Source organism: Mesorhizobium sp. WSM4809 (assembly GCF_055811655.1).
The window spans coordinates 39418-55034 of the sequence record NZ_JBVVQW010000019.1; the positions used below are offsets into that span (position 1 = coordinate 39418).

A 15617-nucleotide genomic window follows, 5' to 3' on the forward strand; every position below is an offset into this window, starting at 1 on the left:
GCATCTGCCTTAGCTCGCAAGCTTGTCGCGACTGTGTGGTGACAGCCGCCGGGTGAAGGCCTCGATCAAAGCCGGCAAGAAGCGCACCGCATCGGTGACGATCCCGAGGTGAGCGAAATCGAAAATCGGCGCATTCGGGTCGGTGTTGATGGCCACGATGAGATCGGCTCCCTCAACTCCAACGCGGTGCTGGATGGCGCCGGAAATGCCGGCCGCTATGTAAAGCTTTGGCCGGATTGTCTTGCCTGTTTGGCCGATCTGCCGATCGGCCGACATCCAGCCCTTTTGAACCAGGGGCCGCGAACAGCCGAATTCGGCGCCTATCACGCGCGCGAGACTCTTTATAAGCTGCATGTTCTCCGCTCCGCCGAGACCAAGCCCTCCCGCAACAACCACGTCCGCATAGGCGAGATTGGCGATGCCCGACTGGCTATCCGGAAGGAATCCCAGCACCTTGGTGACGATGTCGTCCTCGGCGAGCGACAGCTTGTGCGGGATGACACGCCCGATCGCTCTGTCGGTCCGCTGCGGCATTGGCATGACCCTCGGTCGCACCGTCGCCATCTGCGGCCTGTAGTTGAGCGTGTAGATCGTGCATAGCAAGGAACCGCCAAAAGTCGGGCGGGTCGCGGCGAGCGAACCGTCAGCATCCACGTCGAGTTCGGTGCAGTCGGCGGTTAGCCCTGTCAGCAAGGTGGTTGCGACGGACCCGGCGAGATCCCTGCCGAGCGTGGTTGCGCCCAGAAGCAGGATCTCGGGTTTGTAAGTATCAACCAGATCCGTCATCGCCTTGGTGAAAGGCTCATTGCGATAGTCGGTGAGCAGCGGCGCCTCAACGAGGTAGACGAGATCGGCGCCATAGGCGAAGGCCTCGGCGACTGCGTTCTGGGTGGCATCTCCCGGGGGTCCGAGCACAGCACCCGCGAGCTGGACGCCAAGTTCGTCCGCCAGCTTGCGGCCCTCGCCCAGCAGCTCGAAGGATACCGGGTGGACATGGCCGCGTTCGAGCTCGATGAAAACCCAGACGTGCCGATAGTCCCTGAAACGCTCGGGAAGCTCTTTCTTCATCCCGGCACGGCCTGGGGGCCGCCGAGGGGCGTCTGAGTTCGTGCTCGACATATGGTCTGCTCCTTGCCGTCACGCGCCCTCGAAGGCGAGTTCCGGTTCCAGCGCCGGCTGGCGGGTGAAGATTGCACCGATCAGTTCGTCGGCGACATCGCGCAGTGTCTTCTCCGCGGTCTCAATCTGCGCGGCCTTTTCCGACCGGGCGCTAGGGGCAAAAACGCGTTTGACGACCGTCGGCGAGCCACGCAAGCCGCATTTGGTGAGATCTTCAATGCCGGCCTCGGCCGCGCTCCATTTCACAATCTGGCTACGTGCGGCGCAAAGCGCGTCTTCGATCGAACCCCGGCGCATCTCGTTTGTGCCTTCCAGCATGGTGATGAGGCATGGCAGCCTGCTCTTCAGCTTCTGGGTGCCGCCTTCGCAGCGGCGCTCGACCGTGATCTCGCCTGCGGCGAGATCAATGGAGGCGATTTTCGCGACATAGGTGAGTTGGAGCAGATCGAGACGCTTGGCGATGCCGGGCCCGACTTGGGCGGTGTCGCCGTCGATCGTCTGTTTGCCCGTGAAGACCACGTCCGGCGTGCCGAACGTATCGCCGATCTTCGCGATTGCCTGGGAAAGAGCAAAGGAGGTGGCCAGCGTGTCGGAACCGGCAAAGTAGCGGTCGGTCAAAAGCACCGCGCGATCGGCGCCGTAGCCAAGCGCCTTGCGCAGGGAGTCCTCGGCCATAGGTGGTCCCATGGTCAGCACGGTGACCTCCCCACCATAGGCGTCGCGTAGCCTGAGTGCTTCTTCCAGCGCGAACAGATCGTAAGGGTTGATGATGGTCGGCACGCCCTGGCGCATGATGGTGTTCGTCACCGGATGGACCCGTATCTGTGCCGAGTCCGGCACCTGCTTGATGCTGACGACGATATGCATTGGCGTTCTCTGCGTTATCCCGATGCGGGCTGGCGGTGCGCGTTCCTGTTTGCATCATTCGTGCCAGGCATTTTGCGGGCGCCCGTGTCCATTGAAGCCCCCGGTTTCGACGTCCGAATTGTCGGTTTGTCGACATTGTCGCGTCGCAACTATGTGGCTTATTCGCCGAACCGCTTCAGGACTGTGTCGAACGGAACGAATGTGCGGCCTGGCGTGTGAGATTTGTCCGGATCATGGTCTTTGAGCACCTTGAAAATCCGGTGGGTGAGCGGCGAGGAAATCGCGAATTCCTCGTAGGCGCGTACCAGCATGGCGCGCATGCGCGCGGCGATCACCTGGTCGGGCAGGCCGGAGAAATCTTCCTCGACAAGGTATTGGCCCACACGCTTGAGGATATGCAGACGCGAGACATTGAGCACCTTCGGATCATACGTGACGCCAAGGACAGCGAAGAACTCCTCGGCAGATGAGAGGCCTTTCAGGCGCGTGAGTATGTTGGTGACGTCGATGGGACTGCTGTCAGCGGAACAATTCATTGCATTCTCCCTTGTCGGAAACGGTGGTTTTGTGCGTTCGTCGCACATTCGACATGCAGCCCCGAAAGCCGCGGTTTGATGAACGAATGCGGCTCAGCCAGACGCGGCAATCGCCTCGTCGACACAACTGGCCTCGTTGCCTGGCGCTCGGCCACACGGAGGTCTGGCGCGAGCACCAGTGACAAGAGAGGCCGGATTACGCGCCTTGAGAGCCGGTCGCGGCCGCGCCCGACCATCTGCTCGATGAGCTGTAGCGCTCCTTCCCTGAGCCCGCTTGGTGGCAACTGCACATATCCGATGGAAGACAAATTGAGGGCGCAGACGCCGCTCTCGACTGACGCATGGAGGTCCTGTGAGGTCATCCGGCACCATGTCGTGAGCGCACCGAGACCCTCCGTACGACCACGGCGCAGATTGCCTCGAACCGTCAGTCCCCATGACCGCGTGCCGATCTCGATCCCAGGCAAGCCGGCTGCCGCAAGCCGGCGGTCGCAAGCTTTCCGCCCTCGAGGCAACGCCGGGAGCCTGCTCGACCTCGCGCAGGGTGGCCTCCTCGAGAAGACCTGGCTGCTCACGAATGGACGCCAGTTCTTCTGCCGCTGAGACCTGGAACGCATTGGAGAGCATCGGCGCTGCTTCTATTCGACCCGGAACTGTGGGCGTGGCGCAGCTTCTCCACAATCGAAGGCAAGACCTCGAGCACCCGGTCCACGTCTTCTTGTCCGTTGTCACGCGCGAAAGAGAAGCGGACCGCCGCATGTGGCATTTCCATCGCTCTCAGCACATGGCTTGGCTCCGCACAGCCTGATGTGCAGGCGGACCCCGAGGAGCAGACGATACCCTCGCGGTCCAGGAGATGCAGGATCCCATTGCCTTCAATACGTTCGAAGGCGATGTTTGCGGTGTTCGGCAAGCGCACCAGGGGATCGCCATTGACGAAGCTGTTTGGGACACGCTGGATAAGCCCGTTCTCCAGCCGGTCGCGGAGCCACTTTATCCGCTTGGTCTCGTCATCCATGAATTTCAAGGCAAGTTCGGCGGCCATGCCGAGCCCGACTATGCCGGGCGTGTTTTCGGTGCCCGCACGCCGGTCGCTCTCTTGGTGACCGCCCTTGATCATAGCGTGGAACGGCAGGCCGCGCTTGACGAAAAGTGCGCCAATCCCTTTTGGCCCATGGAATTTATGGCCGGAGAGCGACAGCATGTCGATAGGGGCTGATTTCAGGTCGATCGGGAGCTTGCCGACGGCCTGCACGGCATCAGTGTGGAAAATGGCGCCGACATCCTTGGCCAATTCGGCGAGCTTGATGACCGGGAAGATCGTACCAGTCTCGTTGTTGGCCCACATGATCGAGACGACCGCCACGTTTGGGGTAAGCGCGGCCCGGTAAGCATCGACGTTCAGCCGGCCATGGCGGTCCACCGGGATCCTGTGCACCTTAGCGCGGCCCGTCTCCTCAAGATGAGCGCACAGGGTCAGCACAGCAGGATGTTCCACAGCGGACGTCACGATCTCCGTTCGGTCCGGCATCACCTCGAGCGCCGAAAGAATGGCCGCATTGTCGCTTTCCGTTCCACCCGAGGTGAAGGTGATCTCATCGTCGAACTGCGCCCCGATCAGCGCCTGCAACTGACGCCTCGCCTTTGCCAAAGCAGCGCCGGCAAAGGCGCCAAAACGGTGCGCCGACGAAGGGTTGCCGAATTGATCGGTAAGGAACGGCAACATCGCATTAACGACCGCGGGATCGACCCGGGTCGTTGCGTTGTTGTCGAGATAGACAACTGTCATCGGTGGTCTCCAATCGAGCGGAATGCCGTCAAGCGCGGCCTGGTCGCATCGAGCCTGCGCCGTTGAGAGTGCGATCCAGAGCCTGCGCAAGTCTCCACAGATTGAACGCAGGCCCGGGACCAGGGCCACCGCCAAGCTCACCGAAGGCGCCCTCTCCCTTCTTCGACGATCAGCCGAATGACTTGCCGCAGGAGCACTTTTGTCGCGCGTTAGGATTGTCGAAAACAAAGCCGGAGGATTCGAGACCCGTGACGAAGTCGACGGCCATGCCGGCGACATGCGATTGGGAGTCGGCGTCAACAAACACCTTGATCCCATCTGTCTCGACAATGGCGTCGCCCTCGCGCGAGACGCTCTCCAGGCCCAATGAATATTTGAAGCCGGAGCAGCCGCCGGCCTCAACCATGATACGAAAGCCGTCTGCGGGCTCGCTAGCGGCGGACAGAGCGGTCTTGACGGCGGCAACCGCCTTGTCGGTGAGCGTGATCATGGCTCGTTTCTCCTCGATGCGGACGAATTGCGGATTACCGTGCATGGACCGTGCCAATGGAAAAAGCCGTTTTCGAACAGCGTGACATCCTCAACACGCCCAGGATTCCGCTTTCGGAATTGCCGCGTATACGTCGAGCATCGACGAGTATTGTCGGATTTGTCGGTTTCGCCACACCTGCATGGACCCGAGTTCCTCGTCGAACTGCATGCAAGCGAGGTTTCCGGGATGATTCCAGGAATTGGTACGCCTTTTGAGACTCCTCGTGGCGAGGGCTAAGGCTCCCAACACCGACAATATGCGCAACGGAGGGGTTAAAACATGCACCAGCGCGAGGAACTTTCGCCGGAGGCAATCCGGCGTGCACGCGAAGACTGTCCCACCATCCGCGGCCGCGATCTCGCCGCCAAACTGGGCATTTCGGAAGCGGAGCTCTACGCGGCACATTGCGGCTTTGGCGCGCTGCGTATCGAGCCGCGCGTCAATGATGTGCTTACCGGCCTCGAGGCCGTCGGCGAGGTGATGGCGCTGACCCGCAATGACAGTGCCATGCATGAAAAGATAGGCGTCTACGACAAGGTGTTCACCGGCAACCATCGCGCCATGGTGCTCGGCAATGACATTGATTTGCGCATCTTTCCGAAGGTGTGGACGCATGGCTTTGCCGTGGAGACACGCGAAGCGGAGGAAATCCGCCGCGGGCTGCTGTTCTTCGATGCGGCAGGCGAGGCAGTGCACAAGGTATATCTGAGACCGTCCTCAAGCGTCCATGCCTATCGAAAACTGATAGACGAGCTCCAATCCTCCAACCAGGAGCCGATCATCTCGGTTGAAACGAGGTCGGCCGAAAACGACGCAAAGATTCCGAACCAAGCCGCTACGGTCGATGACCTGCGCGAGCACTGGAGTCAGCTGACCGACGTACACCAGTTCTTTGGCATGCTGAAGGCGCTCAACCTTAGCCGCCGCCAGGCGGTGCGCATGGTCGGCGAAGACTACGCGTGGCTGCTCGACCATGCTGCGCTTGGCTCCATGTTCCATCGTGCGGCCGAAGACGAGATGCCCATCATGTGCTTCGTCGGCAATCGTGGCTGCATCCAGATCCATTCCGGCCCAATCAAGACGATCAAGCAGATCGGGCCATGGATCAATGTGCTCGACAAGACCTTCCGCCTGCATCTCAGGACCCACCACATCCGCGAGGTTTGGGCCGTGCGCAAGCCGACCCGGGATGGCCATCTCACGTCACTTGAAGCTTATGGCGCTGACGGCAAGATGATCATCCAGTTCTTTGGGATGCGCGAGGAAGGCGCACCCGAGCGCGACGACTGGCGGTTACTAGCCGAGGACCTCCCGCGCATTCCCCGTTCGACCGCTGCTTGATCAACAACGATTCGTCTTGATTTCCGTTCTCGCGCGGTGTGCAGGCCGCCACTTTGGACTTCCGACCATCGCTGTGCCGCGAACCCCAACCAGGGCACAGCTGCGATTTGGGGCCGCCGCGGATCGCCTCCAGTCACAAGCTCCATTCCCTCGAGCGTTTCCGCGTTTGGCGAGAATCGCTGCCGTTGCGGTGAGCCCCAACCCGAACCCCGCGGTAAAGCTGCTCAATGCAGGCACAACGCGTCCGCTGGCCGCCGGCGGTGTGTGTCAATCAATTTTCCGGGTGCCCGCCATGTACGGCAGCGGCGGCAGGAATTTGGTCCAGGTGAAGTCGATTGGCGGCTGCGTCAAATTTCCAGAGGAGGCCTCCTCAAAGGCATCCTCGAATTTCCATCAGCATCAGGGGCCTAGGCGGCTGATGCCGAGCTCGAACAGCTAGTCTAGCGTCCGGATGCTTATGCACGGCCCGACATAGGTCTTCTTTCGCCTCCGGCCAAGCAAAATTGGGCTTAGGCCGGCCCGAGTGCCACACACGGGGCGTTACACATGGTACTTGGTATGAGCGTCTGGGTCGTTCGCATTCCCCCCGGTTAGATGCGCGTTCGCATCGATATGGAGGGCATGTTCGGTATCGGGCGCGTTACAGCCGGTGGATGAATTTCAGCGCCAATGCCGTTGAATTGGGTGAACCGTTTTTGACAGAGACTGGTTATCGGAGCTTGCGGGCGCATTCACGCGGAGCTCCTACCTGACGCGTTCGCGATCGAGATCATCGCCTTCCGGCGGGCAGGCAGTTCCTCATCCAAACTGCGCCCCTCCGCCTAGTATTTCACTGCTGTACGCATTTTCAGCAAATGCTGAAAGCCGGCATCATAATGAAATTCTGTAGACGGCATTCACCAAATATGGGCTTGCTGACATGATGCGTTCGACAAAGATCCCGTCAAAAGCCAGGCGCAATTTCCCTCGAAATCCAGAAAATTAATGCCGGCTTCGGTGCAGATGTCCCGCGTCTGCGGCGTTAGCAACGGGGTGATAGAAATCAGAACGGCTTGCTTTTCTAGCCGCGCGGCTGACCGCTGTAGCTGGGAAATAGCGTCGCGAGCCTGACGGGGCTGCCCTATTGATTTGACCTCAGCCAGCAATGTGCGTCTCAGGTCGGTCCTCGAGCCTCCCTCGGATTGGTCTCAGCGATCCGAGTTATCGAGCAAGTGTCGACGACGACGCAAAGCCGCTCGCTCGCTACGGCGCTTGTGGAGGGCGCGCGGCGAGCGGCTTTTCTGCCGCCGAGATGCGTCCGGAGTGGCAGGTAACCTCGATCGATACTCGGCCTCGGTCCACTAGGCTCCCCGTTCGATCTTCATGCGCCATCCTGTCGTGTCTGGAACGGACAAGAATGTCTGATGCCCGCCAAATGTTAGCCCCATACGGACCGCCGCAACGCAGAATGAGCGGGGTGCCGATGGTGCGCTTGCTCGGCACGCAACTTGCTCGATTTGGTCATCGGAGGCGTGTCGGCGGTGCATTGTGCCCAGCGGTGGCGAACAGCCTTGCGATCTCAACCGAGCGTAAACGCCTGAACTCAGGAGAACCAAATGGCGACCCACCCGGTTCCAGATCATGTCCCGCCGGAAATGGTAGGCGACTTCAGCCTCTTTTCGTCGCCAGGCATGGCTCCGGCGCCCAACGGCGACCCGCACGCAGCAATCGCTTGCGTGCATGCCGGACCGCGAATCTTTTATTCGCCCTGGAACACGCGTACCGGGGAGGGTGCTTGGGTCATCACTCGCGCCGCAGATCAGCGCCGGGTGCTGCAGGAGACCGAAAACTTTTCCAGTCATCGCAACGTTTTCGCATCCGCACTGGGCGAAGACTGGCCGACGATCCCGCTCGAACTCGATCCCCCTTCCCATGCAGTCTTTCGCTCATTGCTCAATCCGCTCTTTTCGCCGAAGCGTGTAACGGAACTGGAGCCCGCCATCCGCGAGCGAGCGATAGCGCTTATCACGAGGATCGCCTCGTCGGGCACAAGCTGCGATGCCATGAAGGATTTCGCCTTTCCTTTCGCGGTCAGCATCTTCCTTCGCTTCATCGGACTGCCGGAGCACCGTCTTGAGACGTTTGTTGCCTGGGCGAGAGATCTGCTCCACGGCGATGATGTGAGAAGGCCGGCGGCGGCTCGGACGATTGTAGCGTTCATAGACGAGCTGGCGGCGATGCGCCGCAAAAAGCCCGTCGACGATTTCATGAGCTTCATTGTGCACGCGCAGGTCGAGGGCCGCGGGCTGACAGACCAGGAGGTCCGTGGCATTGGCGTGCTCGTTTTGGTGGCGGGGCTCGACACGGTCGCTACAGCCATAGGCTTTGACTTGGCCTATCTCGCGCGAAACCTGGAAGATCAGGAATTGCTCCGAAAAGAACCGGACCGGATCGTGCGCGCAGCCGAAGAACTGCTGCGCGCCTTTCCGACCGTCCATCTGATCCGCGTGGCACGAAGAGATATCGACTTCGAAGGCGCGCCGATCCGCAAGGGGGACTTTGTTTCCTGTGCCACCATGATCGCAAATCGTGACCCGGCGGAATTCGAAGACCCCAACACCGTCGATCTGGCGCGAGAAGGCATCCGCCACGCCGCCTTTGGCTATGGTCCCCACCGTTGCCTTGGCTCACATCTCGCCCGGCGGGAAATTGTCATTGGCCTGGAGGAGTGGCTGGCGCGCCTGCCGCCCTTTCGGATCAAGGAGGGAACAGCACCCATCACCCATGGCGGCCAACTGTTCGGGATTGAAAATCTGATCCTGGAGTGGGGCTAAACCTAGCCCGGCCTGAGCCGGGAGCACAGACGTTGGAGGTCGCCTTGCGCATCATCGTTCACCAAGCCAGATGTCAGGGTCATGCGCAATGTTCGGCGCGAGCGCCGGCAGTCTTCAAGCTGGACGACGCAGGTTACATCCTGCCCGGTGACATCGAGGTTCCGGACGGGGAGCAAGTGCTTGCGTCGGATGGGGTGCGATCCTGCCCCGAACTTGCGCTGGAAATCGACGATCCCCCCGCTGCGCGAATGGTTTCGGAGGCCCCCCTCGAACCGAAGACAGAGGTCCCGGGACACGTCGGAACCGCCGAATCTGCGACAGACCCGTCTGGCCAAGCAAGAATCATCGAACTGCTCGACCGCGAGGCGATCCGCGACTGCCTCTTTCGGTATTGCCGCGGGACAGACCGCGCCGATGAGGCGGTGCTGCGCAGCGCCTACTGGCCGGACGCGCATGACAGCCACGGGGCGTATCGCGGCTCGGCCGAGGGCTTCATTCGGTATGCGCTCGATGTCTTCAAGACCGGACCGCGCAACATCCATCAGATCACGAACGTCCTGATCGAATTCATTGACGCGGCGGAGGCCACGGTCGAGAGCTATTTCACCGCGCTGCAACGCGGACCGGACAAAGGCGGAGAAGTGCGTCAGATCTTTTTATGCGGGCGCTACTGCGATCTGTTTCAAAAGCGGGAAGGGGAGTGGCGGATTGCCGAACGGACCGTTGTCTATGACTGGCTGGAGGAGCAGATCCCAACCTTGGTCCTGGAGGCAGAACGCTTCGGCACGCGACAGCCGATTGGAGCACCGTATCCGCACGATCCGGTCTATGCGCTGGGCAAGCGTCGCATTGCTTCTCATGACGATGCCTTCACAACCTCTGAACCGCATCAATATGACTACGGACTGTGAGCCTTCCAACGCCACCGCGACACCTGCAAGGCAGGGATGGGCCGGCAGGAACCCCGGCGTGAGAGCGGCAACGCCCCGGTCTGAAACCGTGAGCGCACCGAGGACGCCGGTGGTTTCGATTTGCTGGAGCTTGGCAGAGCCGCTCATCGATCTTGAACTGGTCTAATCGCGCTACGGACCGAGTTGGGAGACTTCGACCAGGGACAATGATGCCAGACCCGAACTGGGGAGACCGGATCATCCCCATCAACAACGCTATGGGTCATGTCTAGCGCGGTGACTTCGAAGGCCAACTTGGTCAGCTGTATTGGCGTTGAGCCCGCGCCGGCGCGTGCCCGTAGTCGGACCCATGCGCTCTCGGCAGGGCCGCTGCATCGCGAAAACAAACCAGGAGAACGGGACCATGTCCGCCCAGAAAGACGCATGTGTCGGCGCCGGCCAATGTCCCGCCATCGAGCCCGAGAGGGGGTTCGACGAGCATGTTCTTGCCTGCGTTCTCTCGTGTGCGCTCAAGGAGGTCGAGGCTGGCGAAGCGACTGCGACGGAGTCGACAGGCCTGTCCCTCGCCGAGCTGCGCCAGGTCCTGCCTCGGGGTTTTTCCGCAACCGCACTGGCAACCTTAGCCTTGGAAGACGTCAGCGATCCTGAGACGGGCATGGAGGAAGAACTTCTGCGCGGCCTGCTCCTGGCGCATGCCCGGCCGAGCGACCCGGCGAGCGCGCGCTTCGCCAAGATCGTTGCCCGGCGTGCCATGCACGATGACCACCTGTGGCAAGATCTTGGTCTTCTCAATCGGGCCGAGCTCAATCGCCTGCTTGCCACGCATTTTCCGATGCTCGCGGCCGGCAACACACGAAACATGAAATGGAAGAAGTACTTTTACCGCAAACTCTGTGAGGCCGAAGGGTTCTCGCTATGTCCTGCGCCCAATTGCCGGGAATGCAGCGATTTCGACAGTTGCTTCGGCCCGGAGGAGCACGAACGCGGAGAACGCATCACCTTTGATCTAGGGGCCACGCTTGGTCACGAGGCCTTGAGGCCTTGATCGCCGTCGCGCCACAAGCGCTTTTCCCGGCGCCGCTGTATGGAGGAGGGGATGTTCATCGCCTCGCGATATTTGGCGACCGTGCGGCGAGCGAGATCTATGCCGCATTCCTTGAGCCGGTCAGCGATGTCGTCGTCAGAGAGCATGTTATCAAGCGATTCTTCGGCGACCATCGCTCTGATCCGATGGCGGACAGCTTCAGCGGAGTGCGCGTCACCGCCTTCGCAGGAGGCGATCGCGACAGTGAAGAAATATTTGAGCTCGAACACACCGCGTGGGGTAACCATGTACTTGTTCGACGTAACCCGGCTGACAGTCGACTCGTGCATGTTGATCGCCTCAGCGACCGTCCTGAGATTGAGCGGCCGCAGGTGGGCAACGCCATATTCCAGAAAAGCATCCTGCTGGCGCACGATTTCCGTGGCGACCTTAAGGATCGTCTTGGCGCGCTGATCCAGGCTGCGGATCAACCAGTTCGCGTTTTGCAAGCATTCATTGAGAAATGTCATGTCCTTCGATTTTTTGGCGGCTCGGCAGGAAACCTCCGCTACATAGCTTTGGTTGATCAGCACCTTGGGCAGCGTGTTCGGATCAAGTTCGATCTGCCATCCACCTCCGGGCGAGCGCAGCACCCATACGTCCGGTATCACGCACTCCGGCGTTCCAGACTGGAATGTGTTTCCAGGCTTGGGGTCAAGCGCGCGGATTTCCTGCAGCATGTCGAGGAGATCTTCTTCATCGACGCCGCAGCGCTGCTTCAATGCCTGAAAATCGCGTCGCGCAAGCAGCTCAAGGTTGGCAACCAAAACCGCCATCGCCGGGTCGAAGCGGTTTTTCTCGCGCAACTGTATCTCGAGACATTCGCCGAGCGATCTTGCGAAGATTCCCGGAGGATCGAGGCGCTGCAAGACGCCCAGCACCCGTTCCACTTGAGCCAGCCCGACGTTTAGGGTCTCGGCCAGGTCGGAAGGACTTACCCGAAGATAGCCAGTGTCATCCAGATGACCGGCGAGCTGATGAGCTATCAGCCGCTCATGCGGTGTGAAGGCGGTGAGGGAGATCTGACGAGCGACATGGTCGTGCAACGTTTCGGCTAGGGCGACAAACTCCTCGTAGGCAGGACGTTCGCCCGGCGTGGCGTTTGTCGCGTTTGGCTGGGACTTCCCTTGCCTGGGCAGGTCCGGGGACCCTGCCCAGGTCGGTCCCTCAACCTCGCCAGACAGCCCTTCGTCTTTTGGCGCATGCTCCAGCAGCGGATTCTTCTCAAGCTCCTGGTCCACGAACTGATGCAGTTCGGCATGCGTCAGTTGCAGCAGGCGAATCGACTCGATGAGTTGAGGCGATGCTGCGAGAGACTGTTTCTGAAGGAGGCTGAAGGACGATTTCATGTCGGTTCGGTGTTCCTGTCAAAGAAGCTCTTGGCCGTGGCTAATTGGATCTCTCACAGGTCGACGCTGCAAAGCCGCGTCACGTTTGAACGACCTCACGGGCCGCGGGCTTCAGGACCTCGCCCTTTGTCCCAAGCGTCGCCCAAAAACGCAGTTGCGCATGGTCGATCTGCACCAGGTCACGCCGCGTCCTTCAACGATTGAAGGACGTTCTGCGGGGATGAGACGCCATAGGGGTCGGTCTCGCAGTTATCGGAGAAACCTTCCTCCTCGAACCACTGCTCCACCACGCCATTGTTGAGCAGAGCCGCGTAGCGCCAGGAGCGCATTCCGAAGCCCAGATTGTCCTTGGCCACCAGCATGCCCATTTTGCGCGTGAACTCGCCAGACCCATCCGGAATAAGTTCGACCTTCTGCAGCCCCAAGGACTTTCCCCATGCATTCATGACAAAGGCATCGTTGACCGAGAGGCAGTAGACCGCGTCGACCCCTTGTTTCTTGAAATCCTCGTAGAGATCTTCGAAATTGGGCAGCTGGTAGGTCGAGCATGTCGGGGTGAAAGCGCCAGGGAGCGAGAACAGGATGACACGCTTGCCGGCAAAGTAGTCGTCGGATGTTTTTTCTTCCCAACGATATGGATTTGGCCCCTGGACCGAATCATCGCGAACACGCGTGAGAAACGTGACGAAAGGGACCTTCTTCTGACCGGTCATCAACTTGCTCCTTTTGAAGAAACTGGCGCACTGGATTTTACTGAGGCTGGCGGATTGCCGCGCTGGGGTGCTGCCGAGGTGCGAGACGATGCCTACGCGGCTTCCCACTCTTTCCCCCGTCGGATGTATGGGGAACGGCCCGGCTCCAGATGCTCGGATCTCCAAACCGGGCGATGCCCAGTGCTCAGCGAGGACAACCGCCGCCGTCTTTGTCGATCGTTTAGAGCTTGGCGTGCCAGCCATGGTTCGGTATCGGCTTTCATCGTGTTCAATGGGCTCCGAGCACGAGCAGCAAGAGGCATGCCATTTGCAACGAAGCTGCTTCTGCACCAAAGTTTCGAGGTCAGGTGTGTAGCGCTTGAGCTTCCGCAGGCTGGCAAACGATGCACCATAGACCGCAAGCACATGCGCACGGCGCGGCCGCGGGCATCACCGCAGCGAAGGGGCACGGTGTGCGCGTAGCCGTGTTCGCAGAGGCATGACTGACGCGAACGCAGGCCTGTGGCAGCAGTTCATGGCGGCCTCTCTTCGGTATTGCCATGGTCCAGAGTCGATGAAGATCGAATTCGGCTCGGTCACGGTCATTGCGCGGTTTGCTTTCCAACGCAGTAGGCGTCCATCGAAACCTTCTTGTGTCGGAAACTGGACCAGAATTGTCGCAAGGCCGACCCAAACGTCAGGAACAAGTGCCGCTGATTAGCGCGAACCGGCAGAATGCAACGGAGTGCCACGGGCACGCAACTTGCTTCAATGATCTTGTCGGTGGGATGGCCGCGAATGCGAGGAGAGCCTAGCCGACTCTAACGGCGCTCGATGCAGAGCTTCCGCTCACCTCAACTCGCAAAGGATTCTGCTGTGACCGATATCGATTGCTATGTCTGGCAAGCACTAATTCGCCATTTCAAAACCGATGATTTGACAGGTCTCGCCAGCTCGCGCCGAAAATTTGCTGCCCATTTGCTGCCGGACGTTCAAACTGTCATTGAAGAGCAGATTGCGCCCTTGTCTCCCAAGCTCATCGGCGTCCACCAGCGGCACCAGTCCGATGCCATGAAGCTGTCCGACATGGTCATTCGCGAGGGTGGAGCCGTCATTGCGGTGACACCCTTGCAATATCAGGACATGGATATCGGCGAAGACGTGCCCTACGCGGCACTGCACAATGGCCTGTGGCTATTCCTTATCGGCGAAGAGCCTGTAGCGGTCCTCCTGTCGCAGTTTTTTGACCGCTGGGGCGGCCGAACGGTTCAAGTGGAAATCGCTTATCTGCCTGGCGAGCAGGCATGTGCCTTCTCGCGCGGATTTCTTAGCAAAATCCAGGCGGCAGGCGAAAGCTCGCAATACTACCGCAGCAAGGTTCTCTCTTTTGAATACGATGCACGCAACTGGGGGATGCGGGGAGCGATGCGGGTTCATCGCCTACCTGCCGTACCCCGGGACGACGTGGTGCTTTCGGAAGCAACTATGGCGCGTCTTGATGCCAACATCTTCGACCATGATCGACACCGAGAGGGGTTGAAGCGCCTCGGCCAGCACGCGCAAAAGGGTATTCTGCTTTATGGTCCCCCTGGTACAGGCAAGACGCACGTCATCCGCTATGTTTCTGCCAACCTGCCCGGACGCACTACTATTCTGGTTACGGCTGAGCAGACAGCGGCGATTGGGTTCTACATAGCGTTGGCCCGCACGCTTCAGCCGAGCATCGTCGTACTGGAGGACGTCGACTTGGTGGGTCGGTCGCGAGAAAACGTATCTAGCCCGAACGCTGAACGACTGCTCAACCGTCTGTTGAACGAAATGGATGGTCTTGGCTCAAATGCAGATATCCTCTTCCTCCTTACGACGAATCGGCCGGACGACATTGAGGACGCGCTCGCCTCGCGCCCAGGCCGGGTGGACGAAGCAATTGAGATCCCGCTTCCCGACGCCGGCTGCCGCGAGCGGCTGATCACGCTGTATGGTCGTGCGCTCGTCTTCCAAGACGGAGCGCTTGCGGATGTCGTCGCACGGTCGGAAAACAGCAGCGCGGCCTATATCAAGGAAATGGTCCGCCGTCTGGCTCAACGGAGCCTGGCTCGGGATGGCGGGGATGTCGTCTCGCGCGAGGATGTGGAGATGGTCTTCGGCGACACCGAAACTTTGTCGAGCCGTCTCAAGAGGCGGCTTGTCGGCCTCGGCGAGAAAACCTCAACGGGGTAAAGAGCAGAAGATGAGAGTGGCTGCTGCAGCTGGTGTTCTGCTGCGCTGGTTTTCAAAGCTGAGCTCTTGCACGGCGCGGAAGATGCCGCATAAGTCCGGCCTCTTCGGGCGCTCATGCCCCTGCCAGGCCACCTGAGCGATCGTGTGGTTTACCACCGGGCTGAAGCTGGCCGCGATCACTGGGGCCCGCGCGGCATGCTGGTCGGATAATCCGCTGTCGCTGCGCCTCTCGCAGCCTGTTCAGTGAGCCCCCGGGCCGGCCATCCGTCCAACACGTCGGCTCCGCGACACAGGTGTCGGAATTGTCAGGTCCGCGCCACAGTCTCGGGGGCCTAAGTCTGTGATTGCCGCAGGCTATACCTCG

12 protein-coding genes and 1 pseudogene are annotated in these 15617 nt (G+C 60.4%); 6 read left to right on the forward strand and 7 right to left on the reverse strand.

Translation table 11 applies throughout. From position 1 onward, the window contains the following. Positions 1–9: 9 nt before the first annotated feature. The 5 genes from AC0L24_RS29330 to AC0L24_RS29350 all read right to left on the reverse strand — a co-directional run bounded on the left by AC0L24_RS29330 (position 10) and on the right by AC0L24_RS29350 (position 4801). Entirely contained in the window at positions 10–1119 is a 1110-nt protein-coding gene (locus AC0L24_RS29330; protein ID WP_473564605.1) for an electron transfer flavoprotein subunit alpha/FixB family protein, read from the reverse strand. Positions 1120–1137: 18 nt separating this feature from the next. Next, complete coding sequence (locus tag AC0L24_RS29335; protein WP_473564606.1) at positions 1138–1986, reverse strand: electron transfer flavoprotein subunit beta/FixA family protein; 849 nt, start codon at positions 1984–1986, stop codon at positions 1138–1140. A gap of 158 nt (positions 1987–2144) precedes the next feature. After that, positions 2145–2522 (reverse strand): nitrogenase stabilizing/protective protein NifW, encoded by a 378-nt coding sequence (nifW, locus tag AC0L24_RS29340; RefSeq protein WP_473564607.1) that lies wholly within the window; start codon positions 2520–2522, stop codon positions 2145–2147. Between the two features lie 571 nt (positions 2523–3093). Then, on the reverse strand, positions 3094–4311 hold the full coding sequence (gene nifS / locus AC0L24_RS29345; RefSeq protein WP_473564608.1) for a cysteine desulfurase NifS: 1218 nt from the start codon (positions 4309–4311) through the stop codon (positions 3094–3096). Between the two features lie 169 nt (positions 4312–4480). Continuing rightward, positions 4481–4801 (reverse strand): iron-sulfur cluster assembly accessory protein, encoded by a 321-nt coding sequence (locus AC0L24_RS29350; protein WP_473564609.1) that lies wholly within the window; start codon positions 4799–4801, stop codon positions 4481–4483. 321 nt (positions 4802–5122) lie between these two features. On the opposite strand from AC0L24_RS29350, the gene AC0L24_RS29355 reads away from it, so the two are divergent. The 5 genes and pseudogenes from AC0L24_RS29355 (at position 5123) to AC0L24_RS29375 (ending at position 10953) form a co-directional block, all read left to right on the forward strand. Next, entirely contained in the window at positions 5123–6184 is a 1062-nt protein-coding gene (locus AC0L24_RS29355) for a hemin-degrading factor (RefSeq protein ID WP_473564610.1), read from the forward strand. A gap of 1595 nt (positions 6185–7779) precedes the next feature. Then, the gene (locus AC0L24_RS29360; protein WP_473564611.1) at positions 7780–8997 is read left to right on the forward strand and encodes a cytochrome P450; all 1218 of its coding nucleotides are present in this window, start codon (positions 7780–7782) and stop codon (positions 8995–8997) included. Beyond that, a pseudogene (locus tag AC0L24_RS29365) lies at positions 8988–9212 on the forward strand (ferredoxin); the annotation flags it as partial. The gene AC0L24_RS29360 and the pseudogene AC0L24_RS29365, both read left to right, overlap by 10 nt. A 126-nt stretch (positions 9213–9338) precedes the next feature. Further along, complete coding sequence (locus AC0L24_RS29370) at positions 9339–9908, forward strand: nuclear transport factor 2 family protein (RefSeq protein WP_473564651.1); 570 nt, start codon at positions 9339–9341, stop codon at positions 9906–9908. A 403-nt stretch (positions 9909–10311) separates the two neighbouring features. Then, positions 10312–10953, forward strand: a complete 642-nt coding sequence (locus AC0L24_RS29375) for a nitrogen fixation protein NifQ (protein ID WP_473564612.1) — start codon at positions 10312–10314, stop codon at positions 10951–10953. Here the strand turns inward: AC0L24_RS29375 and rpoN are convergent. After that, the gene (gene rpoN / locus AC0L24_RS29380; RefSeq protein WP_473564613.1) at positions 10932–12341 is read right to left on the reverse strand and encodes an RNA polymerase factor sigma-54; all 1410 of its coding nucleotides are present in this window, start codon (positions 12339–12341) and stop codon (positions 10932–10934) included. The two genes, AC0L24_RS29375 and rpoN, sit on opposite strands and share 22 nt — an antisense overlap. Positions 12342–12520: 179 nt before the next feature. Beyond that, complete coding sequence (locus tag AC0L24_RS29385; protein ID WP_473457759.1) at positions 12521–13054, reverse strand: redoxin family protein; 534 nt, start codon at positions 13052–13054, stop codon at positions 12521–12523. A gap of 855 nt (positions 13055–13909) precedes the next feature. On the opposite strand from AC0L24_RS29385, the gene AC0L24_RS29390 reads away from it, so the two are divergent. Next, the gene (locus AC0L24_RS29390) at positions 13910–15253 is read left to right on the forward strand and encodes an AAA family ATPase (RefSeq protein ID WP_473564615.1); all 1344 of its coding nucleotides are present in this window, start codon (positions 13910–13912) and stop codon (positions 15251–15253) included. Positions 15254–15617 lie beyond the last annotated feature (364 nt).